We start from the raw sequence: 22,933 nt of genomic DNA, 5'->3' as shown, positions 1-22,933 counted from the left end.
GGCCTCCCGCGAGCTAGCTGAAATAAGGGAAGAACTATGCAAATCCAAGTCAATAGCGATAACCATATTGAAAGCAGCATCCGACTGGAGGAGTGGGTACGTACGACCATTGAGAGCACGCTCGAACGTTATGAAGAGCACCTGACCCGAGTTGAGGTCTACCTGCGGGATGAGAACGGCGACAAGCCAGGCCCCCATGATTTGAGTTGCCGCCTGGAAGCGCGGCCAAAAGGCCATCAACCGATCTCGGTCTGCGATAAGGCCGATACGCTTGAACAGGCGATCGACGGTGCGGCTATCAAGCTGGAGCATGCGTTGGAACATCTGTTCGGCAAACTGCAAGGCAAGCCACGCGCTGCCGGGAAAAGTCTGCCGGCCAACAAAGTGAATGAGGGTGCGCTCGAAGCGGAGTTTGAAGAAAACCTGCAGGCAGCGATTAACAGCTGACAGCTCTTTCATCCCTACCCGAACGGGCCTGCATACGCAGGCCCGTTTTCGTTTACCGGCGTCGGAAGAAATACCGGCTCAATAGCGCCAGCCCGCCCGCGCCGATACCGGCAAAGAGCATTGCCCAACCGGCGCCATGGCGCAGTGCCGCCTGGGCTTGCTGGGTGGTCAACCCCAGCCCTTCCAGCTTGCCCGCCGCAATGTGTTGGCTGATGACGGGCCAATTCACCGCCGTGGAGGCGGGCAGCAGGCTGGCCAGTTGATGGCTGATCCCGAGCAACAGCACCAGCCCCATCAGCGCGATATTGAGCGCCAGGGTGATCAGCCGTGCACTGAGATCAATGCCCGACGCCATGCCGGCACGGTCGGCCGAGACCGAGCCGGTGGTGGTGTTGGTGGTCGGTGAATTAGTCAGCGCCAAACCCACGCCCGCGATGCCGCAACTGCACAGCACCAGCACGATACTCGGCTGCTCGGTACCATTGACGATGGCCATGGCGATAAACCCGGCGCCCATCAAACCCAGGCTTATGGGGATAATCCGTTCGGCGCCATGACGCAGTGCCAGGCGTTCAGCCAGCGGCGGCACCAGCAGGGTGGGCAAGGTGTAGGCAAGCAGGGCGCCGCCGCTGGTCAGGGTGTCGTAGCCCAGGCCCGCCTGGAAGTAGAGCGGCAGGTAGATCATGAACGGCCAGAAACTGAAGTTCATACCGATCGAGCCCATCAATGCACCGTTGAAACGCTGGATGCGCAACACCGAGAAATCAAACATCGGATGTGCGCTGCGTCGCTCGATGACAATGAACAACAGCAACCCGACCAGCGACAAACCTGCCCAACCGAGCATGGCCGGTGTGCCGAAGCCGTTCTCGCTGCCCTGGATGATGAAGTACACCAGCGCGAACACTGACAGCGTGAGGGTGAGCATCCCGGCGATGTCCAGGCGATGCCCGGCCGGGTCGCGGGATTCCTGCACGCTGGCCCGCAGCAACGCCAGGGTCAGCAAGGTGAGTGGCACGTGCACCAGAAATACCCAGCGCCAATCCGCTATCGCCAGGATCAACGCGCCCACCATTGGCCCGAATCCGAGACCCACGCCCGCGATCACGCCCCATACCGCGAACGCTCGTGCACGCCCCTCCGGCTCCCGGAACTGGTGCGAAAGAATGGCGAACTGGCAAATCATCATTGCCCCGGCGCCCACACCCTGGACGAAACGCGCCGCGATCAGTGTCGACGCCGTATCGGCTAACCCACAGGCCAGCGAGGCCACGCCGAACAGCCACAAACACAACACCAGCATGCGCCGCCGACCAAAGCGATCGGCCAGCGTGCCTGCCGCCATCAGGACGCTGGTGCAGGCCAGGGTGTAGGCGTTCATGATCCATTGCGCATCCTGGAAGCCCGTGCCCAATTGTTGTTCGAGGGTGGGCAGGATGACCGGCACGCTGGAGATCTCCAGGCCGAACATCAGAGCAACGAGGCACACGGCGGTGAGGGCGAGGCCATCTCTGGCGGTACGCGAGACGCTGACGGCCGATACGGCAGTGGCGGGCGGCATGGGATGTTCCTTTGGATTGAATGAAGGTTTCATTCTCGCGGGAACTGAATTCTTTATTCGTGATAAGTTTTCCGTTGATAAGGGATTCCAGGGCGACAATAAAATCATGGCCATTCCACGTTTCGACGGCGTTGAACTGTTTCTGCACATCGTCGAGAGCGGCAGCCTGACCGCAGCCGCTGAACGTCTGAACCTGACGCGCTCTGCCGTGGGTAAGGGCTTGGCGCGGCTGGAGGCACGCTTGGGCACTTGCCTGTTGCAGCGTTCCACGCGCCGCCAGCGTCTGACCGAAGATGGGCAGGCGTACCACGAGCATTGCCTGCGCGCCCTGGCCGAACTGGAGGCCGCCGAGTCGGTACTCGAAAGCGGCCGGCAACAGCCGCGCGGGCGTTTAAGGGCAAGCTTGCCATTGGCTTTCGGCCACCATTATGCGGCGCCTGCCCTGTGGGGATTGATGGACCGTTACCCGGAACTGGAGATCGAGATTTCATTCTCGGACCGGCTCACGGACCTGGTGCAGGAAGGCTTCGATGTCGCCGTGCGTATCGGCCCGCTACCGGACACCGACCGCCTCAGCGCGCGCCGCCTGGGTGAACAGTCGGTGGGGTTGGCCGCTTCACCGGCGTACTTGCGGCGTGTCGGGCCGATTGAGGGGATCGATGACCTCGCCGGTCACCGAGGCATTGCCTACCGGGGCAGTACGTCCCTGCGCTCCGGGGTGACCTCGCCATTGATGCTCGACGACCTCCAGGCCGTGGCCGATGCCGCGATTGCGGGCGTCGGCCTGGCCTGGTTGCCGAGCTGGTTGATTGCGCATTACGTGCTGCGTGGGCAACTGGAAGCCGTGCTGCCGAGCCATCGCGCGCAGCCTGCGCCGATCCATGTGATCTGGCCGACGGCTGCCCGTATGCCCGCCAAAGTGCGCTGCGCCATCGACGCTTTGGTGGCGGGCACTCCCAGTTGCCTGGCGGGCAGTTAGAACGCGATGGAGGTTTGCACGTAGACCGTGCGCGGCTCGCCGACGTATTTGCCCTTGTTGTTGTCGTCGAACGAGCGGGTGTAGTACTGCTTGTTGAAGATGTTTTTCACACCGACCGCCACGTTCAAATCCGACAGCTGCGGGCCGAAGTCATACGCCGCGCGGCTGCTGAACAGCATGTAGCCGGGGATGCGTCCGTTGGCGCCGTCGGCGCTTTCCGCCTGGGTATTGGCGTTGTCGGCGAACTGGCTGCTCTGGTAGCTGCTGTCCAGGTTGAGCTTCCAGCGACCTTCGGTGTAACCCACGCCCAGTGTGCCTTTGTGCTTGGACGAGAAGGGCACGCGGTTGCCTTTGTTCGGGCCGTCTTCGCGAATGGTCGCATCGACGTAGGCATAAGTGGCGTACACGTCAAAACCCGCGAGCGCCGGGCTCAAACCGTCAAGGGCGTAGTTGACGCTCGATTCGATGCCCTGATGGCGCGTTTCACCACGGGCGATCACGGTGTCGTTGGTCTGGTTGCTGTCGTACTGGTTATCGAAGTTGATCAGGAACGCACCGATTTCCGCGCGCAGGGTGCCGTTGTCGTAACGCGTGCCGAGTTCCCAGGTGCGGGCTTTTTCCGGCTTCACTTCACCGCTGGCTATACGGTTGGGCATCTGGCTGTATTGCACGCTGCCGAACGAGCCTTCGGTGTTGGCGTAGAGGTTCCAGTCTTCGGTAACGTGATAGAGCACGTTCAACGCCGGCAGCGCGGTGTTGTAGTCTCCCTTGTACTTGACGTTGGTCAGGTTGTTGGTCTGTTGGGACTCGATCATCTCGTAGCGCACACCGGGGGTAATGGTCCACTTGCCGATGTCGATGCGGTCGTCGACGAAGAATGCATTGGCTTCGGTGGCGCCACGGGTGTCGCGGTCGTTGCGGCTATCGGTGTTGGGCATTTGCTGGTTGGCGGTGATCGGCGTGCGATAGCGCATTTCGTGGCCGGCTTCGTTGATGTAACGGTAGCCGACGCCGACTTCATGGCGGGTGGGGCCGAGGTCGAAGCCTTGGGCGAAGCGGGTTTCCAGGCCGCGTACCCAGTATTCGCGCGGCGACAGCGAAAGGAAGTTGCCTTGGTCCAGATAGCCGTTACGCAAGGTGGTGGTGAAGAAGGTATTGGCGGTGAATTCGCGACGGTCTTCCTGGTAGCGATAACCGGCGTTGAACATCGTACGGCGGCCCCAGAATTTGTCGTAATGGCGGGTGGACTGGTACGGATCAGCCTTGTAGTCCTTCACGTTCAAGCCCCCAGGCATATCGGCCTGGCCTTCGTAGTACTGCGCCATGGTGTTGAAACTATTGGCGTCGTCGAGCTGGTAGTTGCCCTTGAGGATCAGGTCGTCGATGCGCGTATTGCTGTTTTCGCGCCAGTCGCCGCCACGGGTGCCGGAGTACAGAATCGCGCCGCCCAGGCCGTTGTCGGCGGTGCCGCCAGCCAGCAGGTTACCGGTGGTCTTGAAGCCATCATGGCTGGAAGACGGGCTGGTTTCGGTCTGCAAGCCGCCTTTGACCGTCGGTGCGTCCGGGATTGCGCGGGTCACGAAGTTGACGATGCCGCCAACGTTTTGCGGGCCGTAGCGCACGGCGCCGCCGCCGCGTACCACGTCAACTGCATCCATGTTGCCCATGCTGATCGGAGCGAATGAAAGCTGTGGTTGACCATACGGCGCGAAGGGCACCGGAATGCCATCCATCAACACGGTGGAGCGCGAGGCCAGCCGTGGGTTGAGACCGCGAATGCCGAAGTTCAGCGCCATGTCATGGCTGCCGGTGCCGTTGTTTTCCGGGGCATTGACGCCGGGGATGCGGTTGAGCACGTCACGTGCCTGGGTGGCGCCCTGGCGTTCGAATGTTTCGCGGCGGATCACGTCACGGGCGCCGGGGTGTTCGAACACGTTGGTTTGTTCCGCATCGCCGAGCCAGTCGCCCACGACGTTTGAGGTTTGCAGTTCGACGGTCGTGGGGGCGTTGGCCGGTTGCAGGCTGTAGGCGTTGTTGCCCTCGGGGCGGGCTTGCAGGCCGGAGCCTTCCAGCAGTTGTTGCAACCCATCGGCGGCGCTGTAGTTGCCGGATAAACCGCGGCTCTGCAGGCCTGCCGTGAGGTCGGAGCCGAAGGAAATCAGTACGCCCGCTTCGCGTCCGAATTGGTTCAAGGCCGTTTCCAGCGATGCCGGGGCGATGTGATAGGGCTTGGCTTCGGCCGCCATTACCTGGGGCAGCACGGTGAAACTCAGGCTGGCGCCGAGCAGTAGCTGGCGCAGGGTACGGGCGAGAAGGGTGGGGTGCTGGGGCATGAAGGGCGGTCCTGAGAAGGAAGGATCAAGGTGGCTTTCCTTCTCTGTCACGCGAGGGCTGGAAAACGGCTCACGGTTATCGAGAATATTTTCAGGCGCGTGCCTGCACGGTCACCCAGTAGCGCGTAAAGCGTCGAACCTTGACCGGCAAACTGACTTCCAACAGGTCGAGAATGCGCTCGCTGTCATCCAGCGGGTAACTGCCGGACAGCAGCAGGTTGGCCACCTGCGGATCGCAATTGAGCTGGCCGCGCCGATAGCGGCCCAGCTCGGCGAGGAAATCTTCCAGGCGCATGTGGGCAGCCATCAGCATGCCATCGGCCCAGGCGCCGCTGTTGGCGTCGACAGGGCGCGGGGTGTCCCAGCCTTTGCGGGTGAAATTCACCTGGCGGTTGGCTTCGACGATCAGCGGCAGGCCGTTGTAGTGGTTGGGCATGACCTCGACATGGCCGTCGAGCACCGCTAGTTGGGTGCGGTCATTGAACTGGCGCACGTTCAAGCGCGCCGCCTGGCTGCTGAGCAGGCCCTGGCCGGTCAGCACGCGCAGGGGCGAATGGCCCGCTTGGGCCGTCAGCAGGATTTCGCCTTCGAGCAGACGGATCAAGCGCTGCTGGCCATCAATGTGTACATCCACCGCGCTGCCGGTGTTGAGCTGCAACTGGCTGCCATCGGCCAATTGCACCTTTCGACGCTGGCCCACGGGGCTGCGGTAGTCGGCGCTCAGCGGCGGCAGGACGTGCTGCTGGCGCAGGCCCCAGGCCGCAGCCGAACCCGCACCGAGGATCAGCAGCAATTTCAGCGCCTGGCGCCGGCTGCTGGACTTCGCTGCGTTCAACGTTGCATGCGCCAGGGGCGAGGGCATGCCGCGCAGGCGTTGGTTGATACGTTGGATATGGTCCCAGGCACGCTGATGTTCGCTGTGGGCCGCCAGCCATTGTTGCCAAGCCGCTTGCTGGCGCGGGTTGAGGCCACCTTGCTGCATTTCCATCAGCCAGTGCACGGCCTGTTCGGCGACGTGGGTCGAGAAGTTCATAGGGCAAAGTAGCAGCGCATGGCCGCTTTATTCAGGTGGCGTTTGACGGTGGCAATGGAGATGCCCAGTTCTGCGCCGATTTGCGCATAGGTCAGCCCATCGAGCTGGGCCAGCAGGAAGGCCCGTTTGACTTGGACGGGCAAGCCGTTGAGCAGTTGGTCCAGCTCGACCAGGGTTTGTAGGATGATGGCGCGGTCTTCTTCCGAAGGCGCCACGTGCTCGGGCAGTTGCGCCAAGGCATCGAGGTAGGCGCGTTCCAGGTCCTGGCGGCGGTAATAGTTGAACAGCACGCGCTTGGCCACGGTGGTGAGGAAAGCGCGGGGTTCGATCAGCGTTGGGGTTTCTCGTGCGGTCAGCACCCGGATAAAGGTGTCTTGCGCCAGGTCCGCAGCACTTTCAGGGCAGCCGAGTTTGCGTCGCAACCAGCCGGTGAGCCAGTGGTGATGGTCGTGGTACAGGACTTCGACGGTGTTGGACGGCTGCAACGCGATCACTCCACGGACATTGGTGTGCGTCAGAGAACAAGAATTGTTCGCATTGTAGGGCGCATGACAAGGTTCGGCAATCCGCCGGGGCAGGTGATTCATCCGTTCTCTTTTGCTTATGAGAATATTTATCATTAATATCGCGCACTGATGAACCTGGTGCTTCCCGCATGAAAAGCAAAACCCCGTTGCCTGCTTTCTATCGACCAGGCGTGACATCGCGCGGTGCGTCGTTTGCCACCCTGGCGGGCGTCGTTCTGCTGACCCGTTCTGTTGCGGCCTTCGCCTTATTCTGAGCCTGCCATGATGATCAGCACTCCACCGGAATCCCAAGACAACCCGCACCCGGATGCGGCCGGTGGGCGTGCGCATTTTTTGCAGGTGTTCCTGTCCCAGCGTTCGCAGATGGAAGCCTTGGTCAGCCGCCGCGTGGGTTGCCGCGCCACGGCGGCCGACCTGGTGCAGGACCTGTTCCTGCGCTTCTGGCGCCGGCCGCTGGTGCAGGTCGAAGAACTCAGCACTTACCTGTTGCGCTGCGCCGGCAACATCGCCATCGACCATCTGCGCAGTGAAGGCGCGCGGGTGCGCAGCAACGAAGGCTGGTTGCCGGAGCAGCAGGATAACCAGGGCAGTGAACCCCAGGCGGCACTCGAGGCGGGTAATGATTTGCGCCATGTAGAAGCCGCCCTGCGCAGTCTGCCGGAGCGCACCCGGCAGATTTTCTTGCTTAACCGCATCCATGGCCGCAAGTACGCGGACATCGCCAAGGCCATGGGCTTGTCCCAAAGTGCCGTGGAAAAACATATGATGCGTGCCCTCGAAGCCTGTAAGGCCAGCCTTCGTGAACCACTGCCTCCACGCTCGCCAGGGAAAGCACCGTGAACGTTACCCCCACGCCCGCTCAAGAGCAGGCCGCTCTCGACTGGTTGAGCCTGTTGCACAACCAGCCCAGCAGTGGCGACCAGGTTACCTTCAGCCGTTGGTTACGCGCCGACCCTGCGCACGTCGAGGCCTATTCCCAGGCGCAGGTGCTGTGGGAGTTGAGTGAAGTGCCGGCGCGCAAGCTGGCGGACGAAGAGGCTCTGGCCTTGCAGGGCTACCTCACTGCAATGAACACGGCAAGGCGTTCACGGGTGGTGCGTGGGGCCGGCGCGTTGGCCATGGCCGCGTGCCTGCTGTTGATGGTGTGCATGGGCCTCGGCTGGCAGCCGTCGCGCTGGGTCGATGATTTCGGCGCCGACTACGTGACCGCGCCCGGCGAGGTGAGGACCGTCACCCTGGCCGATCAATCCCAAGTGACCCTGGATGCCGACAGCGCCATTGCCGTGGATTTCAGCCATGGCGAGCGCCACATCCAGCTGCGTCGCGGCGCCGGTTTTTTCAGCGTGACCCACACTGGCCAGCCCTTCGTGGTGGAAGCAGGCAGCGGTGAAGCGCGGGTGCTGGGTACGCAATTCGAAGTGCGGCTGCAACCGGCCGGTGCGCAGGTCACGGTGTTGTCCGGGCGGGTGGGCGTCACCGCGTCCAGGCAGGGGCAGCAGCAGATTCTGACGGCCGGCCAGCAAGTGGCCTACGCCGACGGTATCGCCGAACCCATGCACCCGGTTGACGGCGAGTCGCGCCTGGCCTGGCGCGACGGATGGCTCAATTACTACAAGGCGCCGTTGGCCGATGTGATCGAGGATCTGGGGCGTTACTACCCCGGGCGCATTCTGTTGCTCAACGACGAGATGGCCGGCAAACGTGTGAGCGGCAGCTTTCCGAGCAAAGACCCGCAAGCGGTGTTGAATGCCTTGCAGGCCGTGCTCGGGTTTGAACAGCAGCGTGTTTTTGGTCGGATGATTGTGTTGCGTTAGATACACATCACGCCGACTCTACCTCTTTCGCTCGTCTGTTCGGTCTGCACCGGTGAACGGGCTGGCGCCGAGCACGATTCCCACCCGTGTTCTACTGTGTTTTACCGATTCAACGCGGCCATGATCGCGTCCGGGTTGTAGTCACGAATCAATGTGCCATTCACGTCTACAAACGGAATCCCGCCACCGCCCAACGCTTCATACGCCTTGCGTGCCTGGGCGTCCTTCTCGATGTCGAATGCCTGGTATGGAATGCCTTTCTGGTCCAGGAAGCGGCGGATCTGCTTGCAGTAGCCACACCACTCGGTGGAATAGAGCACCACGCGCGCCGAGGCGCGTACCTGCTCCGAAACCACCTGCGATGGGTTGAACACCCGCTCGATCTTGCCCCAGTTTTGAATCACCACCACGACCAGCAACACCAGCAGGACTTTCTTGAACACCCCGCCAAGCATCAGTTACGACGCTTGAGCTGGTCGGTCAGTTGGGTCGGCAGGCCCTTGATGATCAAGGTACCGGCGGCTTCGTCGTATTCGATCTTGTCGCCCAGCAGGTGGGCTTCAAAGCTGATGGACAAGCCTTCGGCGCGGCCGGTGAAGCGGCGGAACTGGTTGAGGGTGCGCTTATCCGCCGGGATTTCCGGCGACAGGCCGTAGTCCTTGTTACGGATATGGTCGTAGAACGCTTTCGGCCGATCTTCATCGATCAGGCCCGACAGTTCTTCCAGGCCCATGGGCTCGCCGAGCTTGGCCTGGCTGCTGGCGTAATCCACCAATGTCTTGGTTTTCTCGCGGGCGGACTCGTCCGGCAGGTCTTCGCTTTCAACGAAGTCGCTGAACGCCTTGAGCAGGGTGCGGGTCTCGCCTGGGCCGTCGACGCCTTCCTGGCAGCCGATAAAGTCGCGGAAGTACTCCGAGACCTTTTTGCCGTTCTTGCCCTTGATGAACGAGATGTACTGCTTGGATTGCTTGTTGTTCTGCCACTCGGACACGTTGATTCGCGCCGCCAGATGCAGTTGGCCCAGATCCAGGTGGCGCGACGGGGTCACATCCAGCTCTTCGGTCACTGCCACGCCTTCACTGTGATGCAGCAGGGCAATGGCCAGGTAATCGGTCATGCCTTGCTGGTAGTGGGCAAATAAAACATGGCCACCCGTGGAAAGGTTGGACTCTTCCATCAGCTTTTGCAGATGCTCGACCGCCATGCGGCTGAAGGTGGTGAAATCCTGGCCACCGTCGAAATATTCCTTCAACCAGCCGCTGAACGGGTGCGCGCCGGACTCGGCATGGAAGAACCCCCAGGCCTTGCCTTGTTTGGCGTTGTAGCTCTCGTTGAGGTCGGCAAGCATGTTCTCGATGGCGGCGGATTCGGACAGCTCCGTATCGCGGGCATGGAGAACTGCGGGTGTGCCGTCGGGTTTTTTGTCGATCAGGTGGACGATGCAATGACGGATCGGCATAGGCTTCTCGGCTGGTTGAAGGGGAGCTGGTGGCCTCCCCGAAAAGTCGCCCAGTGTACCGCACCCATTGGTCAAGACACGCTCCGAAGGCTGTTTTGGATGCTCTCTGACGGGGCATATGCCTTTTTTTCACGCTTTAGAGCGATAAAGCTGACCAAATGGCTAGGTAGAGGCGGATATTTCCCCGTCTCTGTGCTAGTTTTGCCCCGTCTTACGCCAAGTATCGGCGTTAAGCGTGCATTCAGCATCTGTCAGGTCGAACCAATCCCCGTTTCAAGCATCTATAACCCCGATCTCCGTGGTTATAGCCGGGGGTGCCAGGCCTAGACGGTCAGGCTCGACGGCTGACACTGCACTCTGCAATATCCATATGAATTTGATAGGGAAGGAACACCACAATGGCTTTGACTAAAGACCAACTGATCGCTGATATCGCTGAAGCTATCGACGCGCCAAAAACCACCGCGCGCGCAGCGCTGGACCAACTGGGCCAGATCGTTGCTGATCAGCTGGAAAACGGCGGCGAAATCACTCTGCCAGGTATCGGCAAGCTGAAAGTGACCGAGCGTCCTGCCCGTACTGGCCGTAACCCTTCGACCGGCGCTGCCATCGAAATCGCTGCCAAGAAAGTTATCAAGCTGGTTGTGGCCAAAGGCCTGACCGACGCTGTTAACAAGTAAGACGCGGCAAAAAAAACCGTGCTCCGGAGCGATCCGGGCACGGTTTTTTATTGCCTGCAATTTTTACTGTGATGAAGGGCTAGTCGCGAACCCAGCGTTGACGCCAGATCTGCTGCTCGTTCTTGGTCTGGAAGGTCCAGGCCACGAAACGGCTTTGCTTTTGGCCCTGGGACATCTCCACCACATGACTTTCCAGCGCGTTGGCTTTTTTGAGTGCTGTCTCAATCGCCGGCAAATTCGACGCTTTTGACACCAATGTGCTGAACCACAGCACCTTGTGGGCAAAATGCGCGCTCTCAGCGATAAGCTGCGTGACGAAGCGTGCTTCACCGCCTTCGCACCACAACTCCGCCGATTGCCCGCCGAAGTTCAGGACCGGCAACTTGCGCTTGGGATCGGCCTTGCCCAGCGCGCGCCACTTGCGTTCGCTGCCCTTGGTGGCTTCGTCCATGGACGCGTGGAACGGCGGGTTGCACATGGTCAGGTCAAAGCGCTCGCCCGGCTCCAGCAGGCCCAACAGGATTTGCTTGGGGTTGGTTTGCTGGCGCAGTTGGATGACCTTGCTCAGGTCATTGGACTGCACGATGGCCTTGGCCGCGGCCACGGCGATAGGGTCAACCTCGGAGCCGAGGAAGTTCCAGCGGTACTCCATGTAGCCAATCAACGGATAGACACAGTTGGCGCCCATGCCGATGTCCAGCACCTTGACGATAGAGCCGCGCGGAATCTTGCCGTCGTTGACGCTGGCCAGCAGGTCGGCGAGGAAATGCACATAGTCGGCACGCCCCGGCACGGGTGGGCACAGGTAGTCGGCTGGGATATCCCAATGCTGGATGCCATAGAAGGCTTTCAGCAGCGCCCGGTTGAAGACCCGCACCGCGTCCGGGCTGGCAAAGTCGATACTTTCCTTGCCATAGGGGTTGATGATCACGAATTTCGCCAGTTCCGGCGTCGTTTTGATCAGCGCCGGGAAGTCGTAACGGCCTGTGTGGCGGTTGCGCGGATGCAAGGTGGCCTCTTTGCGCGGCGTGACGGGTTTGGCCGTGGCTGCGGTTTTAGGCTTCTTGCGCGGAGGTTTTGGCGTGCTGGGGGCGGTCATGGGCTACGTCGATTCTGGGGTTGCTTCAAAAGTGGTGGGTATTGTCACACATTCCGAAGTTGACCCCGGTGATTGGGTTTTCAAAGCCCCAAAAAAAAGAGGCCCGAAGGCCTCTTTCTTACACACGGTCCACCTTACAGGCTGGAGATCCGCGCGTGCTGCTCAGCCAGCTTGCCCAGGGCCTGTTCGGCCTCGGCCAGCTTGGCGCGTTCCTTCTCGATCACTTCGGCCGGCGCTTTGTCGACGAATGCCGCGTTGGACAACTTGCCGCCCACCCGCTGCACTTCGCCTTGCAGGCGTGCGATTTCCTTATCGAGGCGGGCCAGTTCGGCGCCCTTGTCGATCAAGCCGGCCATCGGGACCAATACTTCCATGTCGCCGACCAGTGCGGTGGCGGACAGCGGTGCTTCAGAGCCGTCAGCCAAGACAGTGATGGACTCCAGCTTCGCCAGCTTCTTGAGCAGTGCATCGTTCTCGCTGAGACGACGCTGGTCTTCGGCGCTGGCGTTCTTGACGAATACGGCCAGGGGCTTGCCCGGGCCGATATTCATCTCGGCGCGGATATTGCGCGTGCCGAGCATCAGGGTCTTGAGCCATTCGATATCGCTTTCGGCCGCCTCATCAATGCGCGCTTCGTTGGCCACCGGCCAAGGCTGCAGCATGATGGTCTTGCCCTCGATACCGGCCAGCGGCGCCAGGCGCTGCCAGATTTCTTCGGTGATGAACGGCATGAACGGATGTGCCAGGCGCAGTGCCACTTCCAGCACGCGCACCAGGGTACGGCGGGTGCCGCGCTGGCGTTCGATCGGCGCGTTTTCGTCCCACAGCACAGGTTTGGACAGTTCCAGGTACCAGTCGCAGTACTGGTTCCAGATGAACTCGTACAAGGCCTGTGCGGCCAGGTCGAAACGGAACTGGTCGAGCTGACGGGTTACCTCGGCTTCGGTGCGTTGCAACTGGGAAATGATCCAGCGATCGGCCAGGCTCAGTTCGACGGCTTCACCGTTCTGGCCGCAATCTTCGCCTTTATCCAGTACGTAGCGCGCCGCGTTCCAGATCTTGTTGCAGAAGTTGCGATACCCTTCGACGCGGCCCATGTCGAACTTGATATCGCGACCGGTGGACGCCAGCGAGCAGAAGGTGAAGCGCAGGGCGTCGGTACCGTAGCTGGCGATGCCGTCGGCGAACTCGTCGCGTGTCTGCTTTTCAATCTTTTTCGCCAATTTCGGCTGCATCAGGCCCGAGGTGCGTTTCTGCACCAGGGTTTCCAGGTCGATGCCGTCGATGATATCCAGCGGGTCCAGTACGTTGCCCTTGGACTTGGACATCTTCTGGCCCTGGCCATCACGTACCAGCCCGTGCACGTACACGGTCTTGAACGGTACCTGCGGTGTGCCGTCTTCGTTCTTCACCAAGTGCATGGTCAGCATGATCATCCGGGCAACCCAGAAGAAAATGATGTCGAAGCCGGTGACCAGTACGTCGGTGGAGTGGAATTTCTTCAGGAACTCGGTCTGCTGCGGCCAGCCCAGGGTGGAGAACGTCCACAGGCCCGAACTGAACCAGGTGTCCAACACGTCGTTGTCCTGTTGCAGCGCGATGTCTGCGCCCAGGTTGTGCTTGGCGCGCACCTCGGCTTCGTCGCGGCCTACATAGACCTTGCCCGACTCGTCGTACCAGGCCGGAATGCGGTGGCCCCACCACAGTTGACGGCTGATGCACCAGTCCTGGATGTCGCGCATCCACGAGAAGTACATGTTTTCGTACTGCTTGGGCACGAACTGGATGCGGCCATCTTCCACGGCGGCGATGGCAGGTTCTGCCAGCGGTTTGGTGGAGACGTACCATTGGTCGGTCAACCACGGCTCGATCACGGTGCCCGAGCGGTCGCCCTTCGGCACTTTCAGGCCGTGGTCGTCAACGCTGACCAACAGGCCGGCGGCATCGAAGGCGGCAACGATCTGCTTACGCGCTTCGAAACGGTCGAGGCCGACGTATTCAGCCGGGATCTTGCCGTCAATGCTGTCGTTCAGCGTGCCGTCGAGGTTGAATACCTGGCAGGCCGGCAATACGGCGGCATTCTTGTCGAAGATGTTAAGCAGCGGCAGATTGTGGCGCTTGCCGACTTCGTAGTCGTTGAAGTCGTGGGCCGGGGTGATCTTCACGCAGCCGGTGCCGAATTCAGGGTCGCAGTAATCGTCCGCGATGATCGGGATGCGACGACCCACCAGCGGCAGCTCGACAAACTTGCCGATCAGCGCCTGGTAGCGCTCATCGTTCGGGTTAACGGCCACGGCGGCGTCGCCGAGCATGGTTTCCGGACGGGTGGTGGCGACGATCAGGTAGTCGTTGCCTTCAGCGGTCTTGGCGCCGTCGGCCAACGGGTACTTGAGGTTCCACAGGAAACCTTTCTCGTCGTGGTTTTCCACTTCAAGGTCGGAAATTGCCGTGTGCAACTTGGTGTCCCAGTTGACCAGGCGCTTGCCGCGGTAGATCAGGCCGTCTTCGTGCAGGCGTACGAAGGCTTCCTTCACGGCTTCCGACAGGCCGTCGTCCATGGTGAAGCGCTCGCGGCTCCAGTCTACGGACGAGCCGAGGCGGCGGATCTGACGGCTGATATTGCCGCCGGACTGGTCTTTCCACTCCCAGATATTTTCCAGGAATTTCTCGCGACCCAGGTCGTGACGGTTCTGGCCGGTGGCTTCGAGTTGGCGTTCCACCAGCATCTGGGTGGCAATACCGGCGTGGTCGGTGCCCGGCTGCCACAGGGTGTTGCGACCCTGCATGCGGCGGAAACGGATCAACGCGTCCATGATCGCATTGTTGAAGCCATGGCCCATGTGCAGGCTGCCAGTGACGTTCGGTGGCGGAATCATGATGGTGTAGGAATCGCCCGCGCCTTGCGGGGCGAAATAATTCTCGGATTCCCAGGTGTTGTACCAGGAAGTTTCGATGGCGTGCGGCTGGTAGGTCTTATCCATGCGCGGCGGGACCCTAGTTGGCATTAATTCAGGAAAGCCGACAAGTATAGCGGGGGGGAGCAGCTGCAAGCTACAAGCGACAAGCTGCAAGTTGATCGCAGTGCTCTGACTTGCAGTTTGAAACTAGTTACTTGTGGCTGCGGCGATCAGCCTCTCCATGCGCGCATCCAGCCGGCGCTTGATCTCGGTCTCGATATGGGGGGCAAAGTCGTCGATCACGTCTTGCATGATCAATTGCGCGGCGGCGCGCAGTTCGTTGTCCAGGTGCAGCAGCAGCGCGTCCGGCGCTTTTTCGGCGGGCGCTGGCTCGGCGGCGGGCGCTTCGGCAACAGGCTCCGGCGCGGCAGGTTTGCCGCCGACCATGTCGAACAACAGTGGAATCTGTACCTCGCCTTCGACCGTCTCGGTCAACAGCGGCGGTTGCAAGTCATCATCACCCAGCAGCTTGCGGATCGACTCCAGGTCGTCCAGCAGGTGGTCGTCTTTTTTTAGAGGGTTGGGAGTGTCCATCATTTACTCAAAGTCGTTGTAGCCGGTGATCTTGCAGAGGATAGCCCTGTTCGCGGTAGAAACGGAAACTCTCCCGCGCGGCCTGACGAATAGCCGGATCCTCCACCACCACTTCCGCTACGCGGGCGAACGCCTTGGCAAAGGGCGGTACTTTCAAGTCCAGATTGACCAGCAGGTCATTGTGAGCGCCGCAGCTGTCGCCCAATCCCAGTACAACCAGGCCGTCGGGCTCTGACTCGGCGGGGCCGTGAGGCACGAAGCTCTCACCCTTGAAGCGCCACAGGCGGGCATCCAGCTCGGTGCGTTGGTCGGCATCGCTGCAATGCAGGTAGATGCGGTGCCCCATGCGCCAGGCTTTTTCGGTGAGTTTGCAGGCAAAGTCCAGGCGCGCGAGCGGGTCGGCGCTGGGCAATATATAGAAGTCGACTTGGGTCATTGCGGTTCCTGAGCGGCCTCAACCGGGATAAAAGCGAGCGTAGTGTGGCGAGCAAGCTTGCTTGCGCCGGGGCGCGAAGCGGCCTCCAGAAAAGCTGGGGGCTGCTGCGCAGTCCAGCGGGAGCAAGCTCCCTCGCCACGACATGCTCGCTCCTACACGGTTATGCCTTGGCGCGATCCAGCAGGTACTGGGTCAGCAAGGGTACCGGGCGGCCAGTGGCGCCCTTGTCCTTGCCGCCGCTGGTCCAGGCGGTGCCGGCGATATCCAGGTGGGCCCAGTTGAAGTTCTTGGCGAAACGCGACAGGAAGCAGGCCGCGGTGATGGTGCCGGCTTTCGGGCCGCCGATGTTGGCGATGTCGGCGAACGGGCTATCCAGCTGTTCCTGGTATTCGTCGAACAGCGGCAGTTGCCAGGCGCGGTCGTCGGCAGCCTTGCCGGCGCTGAGCAGTTGCTCGATCAACTCATCATTGTTGCCCAGCAGGCCCGAAGTGTGGGCGCCCAGGGCCACCACGCAGGCACCGGTCAGGGTGGCGATGTCGATCACGGCCTGCGGCTTGAAACGCTCGGCGTAGGTGAGGGCGTCGCACAGTACCAGGCGGCCTTCGGCGTCGGTGTTGAGGATTTCGACGGTCTGGCCGCTCATGGTGGTGACGATGTCGCCCGGGCGGGATGCGCCGCCGCTCGGCATGTTCTCGGCACAGGCCAGGATGCACACCAGGTTGATCGGCAGCTTGAGCTCCAGCACGGCACGCAGGGTACCGAATACGCTGGCGGCGCCGCCCATGTCGTACTTCATCTCATCCATGCCCAGGCCTGGCTTGAGGCTGATGCCGCCGGTGTCGAAGGTGATGCCTTTGCCGACCAGGGCGTAAGGCTTCTCGGACTTCTTGCCGCCGTTGTATTGCATCACGATCAGGCGTGGCGGCTGGTCGCTGCCCTGGCCCACGGCATAGAACGAGCCCATGCCCAATTCCTTGATCTTCTTCTCGTCGAGCACTTCGACTTTCAGGCCCTTGAACTCTTTACCCAATGCCTTGGCCTGTTCGCCGAGGAATGTCGGGTGGCAGATGTTCGGCGGCAGGTTGCCCAGGTCGCGGGTGAACGACATGCCATGGGCAATGGCCTGGGCGTGGGTCACGGCGCGCTCGACTTCAGCCTGGGCGGCCTTGATTGTCAGCAGGGTGATTTTCTTCAGGGCGCGGGGTTCGGCTTTCTGGCTCTTGAACTGTTCGAAGAGGTAGCCGCCGTCGACCAGGGTTTCGGCGAGCAGGCGCGTCTTGCCGTAGCTGTCGCGACCTTTGACGACGATTTCATCGAGTGCCAGTGCCGCATCGCTGCCGCCCAGGCCCTTGAGGGTGGAGAGGATGCCGCTGATGATCTTGCGGAACGGACGGTCGCCCAGTTCGGCGTCCTTGCCCACGCCTACCAGCAAGACGCGGTCGGCTTTGAGGTTGGGCAGGCTTTGCAGCAGCAGGCTCTGGCCGACTTTGCCGGCCAGGTCGCCGCGCTTGAGCACGGCGCTGATGGCGCCACCGCTCAATTCGTCCAGTTGCCTGGCGGCGACGCCGAGTTTGCGGCCTTCGCCGACAGCGACCACGAGGGTGGCGGTTTTCAACGTTTCGGGGCTAACGCTTTTTACAACCAATTCCATTTTCGGGTCCCTTATGAAGGTCTGTGAGCCTGAGGTCTGTACACAGGCTTTAAAGCCTGGCGGCTTTGTAAACCGCCAGCGGCAAAGGCCGCAGTTTGAACCTCGCCGACGGAACCTGACAACCCTTGCCATGTGCTTTGTGCACGCGCATGAGCAAGCTCAGTGACAGGCGCGGTCAATCACAGGATAATGCGCAATCTTTTTAGCCGGCCCGTGTAAACGGGTCGACTCGTTATGCTTGCTTGTTTGGCCGCCTTAGCCTGACAACCCTGGAGTGTCTGGTTTGATCGTCTTCCGTTATCTGTCCCGCGAAGTCCTGTTGACCCTGAGTGCCGTGAGTGCGGTCTTGCTGGTCATCACCATGAGTGGTCGTTTCGTCAAATTCCTGGCCCAGGCCGCTTCGGGTGCTTTGGACCCGGGCTCGTTGTTCCTGATCATGGGCTTTCGCCTGCCGGGTTTCTTGCAACTGATCCTGCCGCTTGGCCTGTTCCTCGGCATTCTGCTGGCCTACGGCCGGTTGTACCTCGAAAGTGAAATGACCGTACTCTCGGCCACCGGCATGAGCCAGCAACGTCTGCTGGCCATGACCATGGTGCCGGCCGCCAGCGTCGCCCTGGTGGTGGCATGGTTGAGCATGAGCCTTGCTCCCCAGGGCGCCATGCAGTTCCAGTTGCTGCTGAACAAGCAGGACGCGATGACCGAGTTCGACACCCTGGAACCCGGGCGCTTTCAGGCGCTCAACGACGGTACGCGGGTGACTTATACCGAAACCATGACCGATGACCGTTCCAATCTCGGTGGGGTGTTCATTTCCCAGAAAAACCTCGGTGAGAACCAGAAAGACCGTGGCATTTCGATTCTGGTGGCCAACAGCGGGCACCAGGAAGTACGTCCTGATGGCAGCCGCTACCTGATCCTGGAAAATGGCTATCGTTATGACGGCAGCCCTGGCCTGGCGAATTATCGTGCGATCAAGTACGACACTTATGGTGTGATGCTGGCCAAGCCTGAAATCAGTGAAGAAGTGACCGACCGCGATGCGCTGCCGACCTCGTCGCTGCTCGGCAGCCAGGAGCTGCGCTCCATCGCCGAGTTGCAATGGCGGATTTCCCTGCCGCTGCTGGTGTTCATCGTGACCTTGATGGCCGTGCCGCTGTCGCGGGTCAATCCGCGCCAGGGCCGCTTCCTCAAGCTGTTGCCGGCGATCCTGCTGTACATGGCCTACCTGACTATCCTGATTTCCGCCCGTGGTTCCCTGGAGAAGGGCAAGTTGTCGCCCGTCCTGGGCTTGTGGTGGGTGCACGGGATATTCCTGGTCATCGGCCTGGGACTGCTCTACTGGGAGCCTATCCGTTTGAAAATGAAGAGCCGTCGTGGCCTGAAGGAGTTGGCCCGTGGCTAAGCTTGATCGCTATATAGGTAGCAGCGTACTGATCGCCATTCTGGCGGTATTGGGTATCATCCTTGGCCTGGCCTCGTTGTTTGCCTTCATCGATGAAGTGGGCAACGTCACCGATACCTACACCGTCACGGACGTATTGAGCTACGTGGCACTGACCGCGCCTCGTCGTGTCTACGACATGATGCCGATGGCCGCGTTGATCGGCTGCCTCATTGGTCTGGGTGGCCTGGCCAGCAGCAGCGAACTGACCATCATGCGCGCCGCCGGTGTGTCCATCGGCCGTATCGTCTGGGCGGTGATGAAGCCCATGCTCCTGCTGATGGCTTGCAGCGTGCTTGTCGGCGAATACGTGGCGCCACCGGCCGAAGCCACCGCCCAGGCCAACCGCGCCCTGGCCCAGGGCTCGGGGGATGCACAGAGCGCCAAGCACGGCCTGTGGCATCGCCAGGGTGATGAATTCATCCATATCAACGCCGTGCAGCCGGGCGGCCTGCTGATTGGCGTGACGCGCTATACGTTCGACAAAGAGCGGCACATGCTGACCTCCAGCTTTGCCAAGCGTGCGCAGTACAGTGCCGAGAAGTGGGAGTTGAGTGAGGTCACTACTACCTATTTCCGCAATGTGGGCCAAGGCACCAAGGCCAGCACCGAAGTGATCAATGTGGCCTCCGAGCCATGGGATATCGCTCTGAAGCCGGAATTGCTCAATACCGTGGTGATGATCCCGGAAGCCCTGCCAATCTCCGGTTTGTGGAGCTATATCCACTACCTCAAGGACCAGGGCCTCAATAACGGCCGCTACTGGCTGGCGTTCTGGGTCAAGGTGCTGCAACCGGTGGTCACCGCTGCGTTGGTCTTGATGGCGATTTCCTTCATCTTTGGTCCGTTGCGTTCCGTGACCCTTGGTCAGCGGGTATTCACCGGCGTGCTGGTAGGCTTCACGTTCCGTATCGCCCAGGATCTGCTTGGCCCATCGAGCCTGGTGTTCGGCTTTTCTCCGCTGTTTGCGGTGCTGGTACCGACGGCAATCTGCGCCGTGGCCGGGTTCTGGCTGCTGCGACGGGCTGGTTGATACCGCGCATATGAACAAAAAAATGCCCCGTTCGGTAGATCGGGGCATTTTTGTTCTGGTCAGCAAAGATGACGTCTGGCCTGAGCATCAGGTACAATTCCCGGCTATTTTTCAGCGGGCAATCTGCCTGCAGCCTTTTTGAGTGTTGACCCGTGAGTGATTTGAGTCATATCCGCAATTTCTCCATCATCGCCCACATTGACCATGGCAAGTCGACGCTGGCCGATCGATTCATCCAGATGTGCGGCGGCCTTGCCGAGCGTGAAATGGAAGCCCAGGTACTGGACTCCATGGACCTCGAACGCGAGCGCGGGATCACCATCAAGGCCCACAGCGTTACCTTGTACTACAAGGCCAAAGACGGCATTACCTACCAGTTGAACTTCATCGACACCCCAGGCCACGTCGACTTCACCTACGAAGTCAGCCGTTCCCTGGCGGCCTGTGAAGGTGCCTTGCTGGTGGTCGACGCCGGCCAGGGCGTTGAAGCACAGTCGGTTGCCAACTGCTACACCGCAATCGAGCAGGGCCTGGAAGTCATGCCCGTGCTGAACAAGATCGACTTGCCCCAGGCCGAGCCTGAACGCGTCAAGGAAGAGATCGAGAAGATCATCGGCATCGACGCCACCGACGCCGTCACCTGCAGCGCCAAGACCGGCCTGGGTGTCGACGAAGTGCTCGAACGCCTGGTGCAGACCATTCCCGCCCCGACCGGCAACATCGAAGATCCGCTGCAAGCGTTGATCATCGACTCCTGGTTCGACAACTACCTGGGCGTCGTTTCCCTGGTCCGCGTTCGCCACGGTCGCGTGAGGAAGGGTGACAAGATCCTGGTCAAGTCCACCGGCAAGATCCACCTGGTGGACAGCGTCGGTGTATTCAATCCGAAACACACCGCGACCGTCGATCTGAAAGCCGGTGAAGTAGGCTTCATCATCGCCGGCATCAAGGACATCCACGGTGCGCCGGTGGGTGACACGCTGACCTTGAGCAGCACGCCGGATGTCGACGTGCTGCCGGGCTTCAAGCGCATTCAGCCACAGGTCTACGCCGGTCTGTTCCCGGTCAGCTCCGACGACTTCGAAGATTTCCGCGAAGCCCTGCAAAAGCTGACCCTCAACGACTCGTCCTTGCAGTACACCCCGGAAAGCTCCGACGCCCTGGGCTTCGGCTTCCGTTGCGGCTTCCTGGGCATGCTGCACATGGAAATCATCCAGGAGCGCCTCGAGCGCGAATACGACCTGGACCTGATCACCACTGCGCCCACCGTTATTTTTGAGCTGTTGCTGAAAACCGGTGAAACGATTTACGTCGACAACCCGTCCAAGCTCCCGGATCTGTCGGCGATCGAAGACATGCGCGAGCCTATCGTGCGGGCCAATATCCTGGTTCCGCAGGAGCATTTGGGCAACGTCATCACGTTGTGCATCGAGAAGCGTGGCGTCCAGCGCGACATGCTGTTCCTCGGTACCCAGGTGCAAGTGACCTACGATATGCCGATGAACGAAGTGGTCCTGGACTTCTTCGACCGCCTCAAATCCACCAGTCGTGGCTATGCTTCGCTGGATTACCATTTCGATCGTTACCAATCGGCTAATCTGGTGAAACTGGATGTGCTGATCAACGGCGACAAGGTAGATGCACTGGCATTGATCGTGCACAAGGATAATGCGCATTACAAAGGTCGGCAGTTGACCGAGAAGATGAAAGAACTGATTCCGCGCCAGATGTTCGACGTCGCGATCCAGGCCGCCATCGGCGGGCAGATCATTGCGCGGACCTCCGTCAAGGCTCTCAGAAAGAACGTACTGGCCAAATGCTACGGCGGTGACGTAAGCCGTAAGCGCAAGCTGCTTGAGAAGCAAAAGGCCGGTAAAAAACGCATGAAGCAAGTAGGTAACGTGGAAGTTCCACAAGAAGCCTTCCTTGCGGTGCTCAGGTTGGATAGTTAGGTCCTATGTCGCTAAATTTCCCGCTGTTGCTGGTCATCGCCGTTGCCGTTTGCGGTCTCCTGGCGTTGCTCGATCTGGTGTTCTTCGCCCCGCGTCGGCGGGCGGCCATCGCCTCCTATCAGGGTAGCGTCAGCCAGCCCGATGCGGTGGTGGTCGAAAAGTTGAACAAAGAACCTTTGCTGGTTGAATACGGCAAATCGTTCTTCCCGGTGCTGTTCATCGTGCTGGTGTTGCGCTCGTTCCTGGTGGAGCCGTTTCAGATCCCGTCGGGGTCGATGAAACCTACCCTGGATGTCGGCGACTTCATCCTGGTGAACAAGTTTTCCTACGGGATCCGCCTGCCGGTGATCGACAAGAAAGTCATCCAGGTGGGTGATCCGCAGCGCGGCGATGTCATGGTGTTCCGCTACCCAAGCGACCCGAACGTCAACTACATCAAGCGTGTAGTGGGCCTGCCGGGCGACGTGATTCGCTACACCAGCGACAAGCGCCTGTTCGTCAACGGTGAGTCGGTGGCCGAGAAGCTGATCGGCACCGAGCCGAATACCTTGGGCAGCGCCGAGCTGTACCAGGAAAAGCTCGGTACGGTGGAGCACGAAATCCGCAAGGAAATGAGCCGCTACCGTGCGATGCCTGATGGCCAGTGGAAAGTGCCGGCCGGTCACTACTTCATGATGGGTGACAACCGGGACAACTCCAACGACAGCCGCTACTGGGATGACCCCAGCATTCCCAAGGACTTGCTGGGCATGGTTCCCGACGAAAACATTGTCGGCAAGGCCTTTGCGGTCTGGATGAGTTGGCCGGAACCCAAACTCAGCCACCTGCCGAACTTCTCGCGGGTCGGGCTGATCAAGTAATACAGGCGGCGCTGTTCACACAGCGCCGAATGCTTTTCTGGGGTTGGGACAATCATTGGCCCGGCCTCATGCAATACCAATCAGGATTTGAATTTGAACACTGCGTCAATCGTCGATGGCCGCCGGTGCCACCAACT

At 60.7% G+C, this 22,933-nt stretch carries 21 protein-coding genes; 10 read left to right on the top strand and 11 right to left on the bottom strand.

All coding sequences use genetic code 11. The features are described 5' to 3' along the window. Positions 1-36: 36 nt before the first annotated feature. Positions 37-447, top strand: a complete 411-nt coding sequence (locus EXW71_RS10570) for an HPF/RaiA family ribosome-associated protein (RefSeq protein WP_134658470.1) — start codon at positions 37-39, stop codon at positions 445-447. Between the two features lie 52 nt (positions 448-499). On the opposite strand, the gene EXW71_RS10565 is transcribed toward EXW71_RS10570, so the two are convergent. Next, entirely contained in the window at positions 500-2,008 is a 1,509-nt protein-coding gene (locus EXW71_RS10565) for an MFS transporter (protein ID WP_134658468.1), read from the bottom strand. Between the two features lie 106 nt (positions 2,009-2,114). On the opposite strand from EXW71_RS10565, the gene EXW71_RS10560 reads away from it, so the two are divergent. Continuing rightward, positions 2,115-2,987 (top strand): LysR family transcriptional regulator, encoded by an 873-nt coding sequence (locus EXW71_RS10560; RefSeq protein WP_123715209.1) that lies wholly within the window; start codon positions 2,115-2,117, stop codon positions 2,985-2,987. Here EXW71_RS10560 and fecA read toward each other — a convergent pair. The 3 genes from fecA to EXW71_RS10545 all read right to left on the bottom strand — a co-directional run bounded on the left by fecA (position 2,984) and on the right by EXW71_RS10545 (position 6,838). After that, a complete protein-coding gene (gene fecA, locus EXW71_RS10555) occupies positions 2,984-5,320 on the bottom strand; it encodes a TonB-dependent Fe(3+) dicitrate receptor FecA (RefSeq protein WP_134658466.1) in 2,337 nt (778 codons plus the stop codon). The two genes, EXW71_RS10560 and fecA, sit on opposite strands and share 4 nt — an antisense overlap. 91 nt (positions 5,321-5,411) lie before the next feature. Beyond that, positions 5,412-6,353 (bottom strand): FecR domain-containing protein, encoded by a 942-nt coding sequence (locus EXW71_RS10550; protein WP_134658464.1) that lies wholly within the window; start codon positions 6,351-6,353, stop codon positions 5,412-5,414. Further along, a complete protein-coding gene (locus EXW71_RS10545; protein WP_134658932.1) occupies positions 6,350-6,838 on the bottom strand; it encodes a sigma-70 family RNA polymerase sigma factor in 489 nt (162 codons plus the stop codon). Before EXW71_RS10545 ends, EXW71_RS10550 begins: the two co-directional genes overlap by 4 nt. Positions 6,839-7,008: 170 nt before the next feature. Between EXW71_RS10545 and EXW71_RS29060 the strand changes: the two genes are divergently transcribed. From EXW71_RS29060 to EXW71_RS10535, 3 genes are read left to right on the top strand one after another with little or no spacing between them, the layout of a single operon-like run. Continuing rightward, positions 7,009-7,134 (top strand): hypothetical protein, encoded by a 126-nt coding sequence (locus tag EXW71_RS29060; protein ID WP_256658214.1) that lies wholly within the window; start codon positions 7,009-7,011, stop codon positions 7,132-7,134. Positions 7,135-7,141: 7 nt separating this feature from the next. Further along, a complete protein-coding gene (locus EXW71_RS10540) occupies positions 7,142-7,720 on the top strand; it encodes an RNA polymerase sigma factor (protein WP_123714716.1) in 579 nt (192 codons plus the stop codon). Then, the gene (locus EXW71_RS10535) at positions 7,717-8,694 is read left to right on the top strand and encodes a FecR family protein (RefSeq protein ID WP_134658462.1); all 978 of its coding nucleotides are present in this window, start codon (positions 7,717-7,719) and stop codon (positions 8,692-8,694) included. The genes EXW71_RS10540 and EXW71_RS10535 overlap by 4 nt, the downstream gene beginning before the upstream one ends. 101 nt (positions 8,695-8,795) lie before the next feature. Here EXW71_RS10535 and EXW71_RS10530 read toward each other — a convergent pair whose 3' ends face one another. Further along, positions 8,796-9,149, bottom strand: a complete 354-nt coding sequence (locus EXW71_RS10530) for a glutaredoxin family protein (protein WP_134658460.1) — start codon at positions 9,147-9,149, stop codon at positions 8,796-8,798. Then, on the bottom strand, positions 9,149-10,153 hold the full coding sequence (yejK, locus tag EXW71_RS10525) for a nucleoid-associated protein YejK (protein WP_123714718.1): 1,005 nt from the start codon (positions 10,151-10,153) through the stop codon (positions 9,149-9,151). The genes EXW71_RS10530 and yejK overlap by 1 nt, the downstream gene beginning before the upstream one ends. A gap of 398 nt (positions 10,154-10,551) precedes the next feature. On the opposite strand from yejK, the gene EXW71_RS10520 reads away from it, so the two are divergent. Then, positions 10,552-10,833 carry an HU family DNA-binding protein gene (locus tag EXW71_RS10520; RefSeq protein ID WP_005785131.1) on the top strand — a complete coding sequence of 94 codons (282 nt, stop codon included), beginning with the start codon at positions 10,552-10,554 and terminating at the stop codon, positions 10,831-10,833. 79 nt (positions 10,834-10,912) lie between these two features. On the opposite strand, the gene rlmF is transcribed toward EXW71_RS10520, so the two are convergent. From rlmF to EXW71_RS10495, 5 genes are all read right to left on the bottom strand, one after another. Continuing rightward, entirely contained in the window at positions 10,913-11,932 is a 1,020-nt protein-coding gene (rlmF, locus tag EXW71_RS10515; RefSeq protein ID WP_123714719.1) for a 23S rRNA (adenine(1618)-N(6))-methyltransferase RlmF, read from the bottom strand. 134 nt (positions 11,933-12,066) lie between these two features. After that, entirely contained in the window at positions 12,067-14,913 is a 2,847-nt protein-coding gene (locus EXW71_RS10510) for a valine--tRNA ligase (protein WP_134658458.1), read from the bottom strand. A gap of 123 nt (positions 14,914-15,036) precedes the next feature. Continuing rightward, positions 15,037-15,423, bottom strand: coding sequence for a DNA polymerase III subunit chi (locus EXW71_RS10505; RefSeq protein WP_134658456.1), 387 nt, complete (start codon positions 15,421-15,423; stop codon positions 15,037-15,039). A gap of 7 nt (positions 15,424-15,430) precedes the next feature. Beyond that, positions 15,431-15,859, bottom strand: a complete 429-nt coding sequence (locus EXW71_RS10500) for a DNA polymerase III subunit chi (protein WP_134658454.1) — start codon at positions 15,857-15,859, stop codon at positions 15,431-15,433. 160 nt (positions 15,860-16,019) lie between these two features. After that, on the bottom strand, positions 16,020-17,510 hold the full coding sequence (locus EXW71_RS10495) for a leucyl aminopeptidase (protein WP_123714723.1): 1,491 nt from the start codon (positions 17,508-17,510) through the stop codon (positions 16,020-16,022). A gap of 283 nt (positions 17,511-17,793) precedes the next feature. Here EXW71_RS10495 and lptF point away from each other — a divergent pair, with 283 nt between their 5' ends. The 4 genes from lptF to lepB all read left to right on the top strand — a co-directional run bounded on the left by lptF (position 17,794) and on the right by lepB (position 22,796). Further along, positions 17,794-18,912 carry an LPS export ABC transporter permease LptF gene (gene lptF / locus EXW71_RS10490; RefSeq protein ID WP_134658452.1) on the top strand — a complete coding sequence of 373 codons (1,119 nt, stop codon included), beginning with the start codon at positions 17,794-17,796 and terminating at the stop codon, positions 18,910-18,912. Then, entirely contained in the window at positions 18,905-19,984 is a 1,080-nt protein-coding gene (gene lptG / locus EXW71_RS10485) for an LPS export ABC transporter permease LptG (RefSeq protein ID WP_134658450.1), read from the top strand. The genes lptF and lptG overlap by 8 nt, the downstream gene beginning before the upstream one ends. A gap of 152 nt (positions 19,985-20,136) precedes the next feature. Next, entirely contained in the window at positions 20,137-21,936 is a 1,800-nt protein-coding gene (gene lepA, locus EXW71_RS10480) for a translation elongation factor 4 (protein WP_123714726.1), read from the top strand. Positions 21,937-21,941: 5 nt separating this feature from the next. Next, complete coding sequence (gene lepB / locus EXW71_RS10475; RefSeq protein ID WP_123714727.1) at positions 21,942-22,796, top strand: signal peptidase I; 855 nt, start codon at positions 21,942-21,944, stop codon at positions 22,794-22,796. The last annotated feature ends 137 nt before the right edge of the window (positions 22,797-22,933 follow it).

It is taken from the genome of Pseudomonas sp. BCA17 (assembly GCF_004519405.1).
Taxonomy (GTDB): Bacteria; Pseudomonadota; Gammaproteobacteria; order Pseudomonadales; family Pseudomonadaceae; genus Aquipseudomonas.
This window is presented reverse-complemented; position numbering and strand designations above follow the sequence as displayed.

Bases quoted from the DNA above. Each gene is read 5' to 3' on its own strand.
- EXW71_RS10570 (WP_134658470.1), top strand. From the start codon at position 37: ATGCAAATCCAAGTCAATAGCGATAACCATATTGAAAGCAGCATCCGA.
- EXW71_RS10565 (WP_134658468.1), bottom strand. From the start codon at position 2,008: ATGCCGCCCGCCACTGCCGTATCGGCCGTCAGCGTCTCGCGTACCGCC.
- EXW71_RS10560 (WP_123715209.1), top strand. From the start codon at position 2,115: ATGGCCATTCCACGTTTCGACGGCGTTGAACTGTTTCTGCACATCGTC.
- fecA (WP_134658466.1), bottom strand. From the start codon at position 5,320: ATGCCCCAGCACCCCACCCTTCTCGCCCGTACCCTGCGCCAGCTACTG.
- EXW71_RS10550 (WP_134658464.1), bottom strand. From the start codon at position 6,353: ATGAACTTCTCGACCCACGTCGCCGAACAGGCCGTGCACTGGCTGATG.
- EXW71_RS29060 (WP_256658214.1), top strand. From the start codon at position 7,009: ATGAAAAGCAAAACCCCGTTGCCTGCTTTCTATCGACCAGGCGTGACA.
- EXW71_RS10540 (WP_123714716.1), top strand. From the start codon at position 7,142: ATGATGATCAGCACTCCACCGGAATCCCAAGACAACCCGCACCCGGAT.
- EXW71_RS10530 (WP_134658460.1), bottom strand. From the start codon at position 9,149: ATGCTTGGCGGGGTGTTCAAGAAAGTCCTGCTGGTGTTGCTGGTCGTG.
- yejK (WP_123714718.1), bottom strand. From the start codon at position 10,153: ATGCCGATCCGTCATTGCATCGTCCACCTGATCGACAAAAAACCCGAC.
- EXW71_RS10520 (WP_005785131.1), top strand. From the start codon at position 10,552: ATGGCTTTGACTAAAGACCAACTGATCGCTGATATCGCTGAAGCTATC.
- rlmF (WP_123714719.1), bottom strand. From the start codon at position 11,932: ATGACCGCCCCCAGCACGCCAAAACCTCCGCGCAAGAAGCCTAAAACC.
- EXW71_RS10510 (WP_134658458.1), bottom strand. From the start codon at position 14,913: ATGGATAAGACCTACCAGCCGCACGCCATCGAAACTTCCTGGTACAAC.
- EXW71_RS10505 (WP_134658456.1), bottom strand. From the start codon at position 15,423: ATGGACACTCCCAACCCTCTAAAAAAAGACGACCACCTGCTGGACGAC.
- EXW71_RS10500 (WP_134658454.1), bottom strand. From the start codon at position 15,859: ATGACCCAAGTCGACTTCTATATATTGCCCAGCGCCGACCCGCTCGCG.
- EXW71_RS10495 (WP_123714723.1), bottom strand. From the start codon at position 17,510: ATGGAATTGGTTGTAAAAAGCGTTAGCCCCGAAACGTTGAAAACCGCC.
- lepB (WP_123714727.1), top strand. From the start codon at position 21,942: ATGTCGCTAAATTTCCCGCTGTTGCTGGTCATCGCCGTTGCCGTTTGC.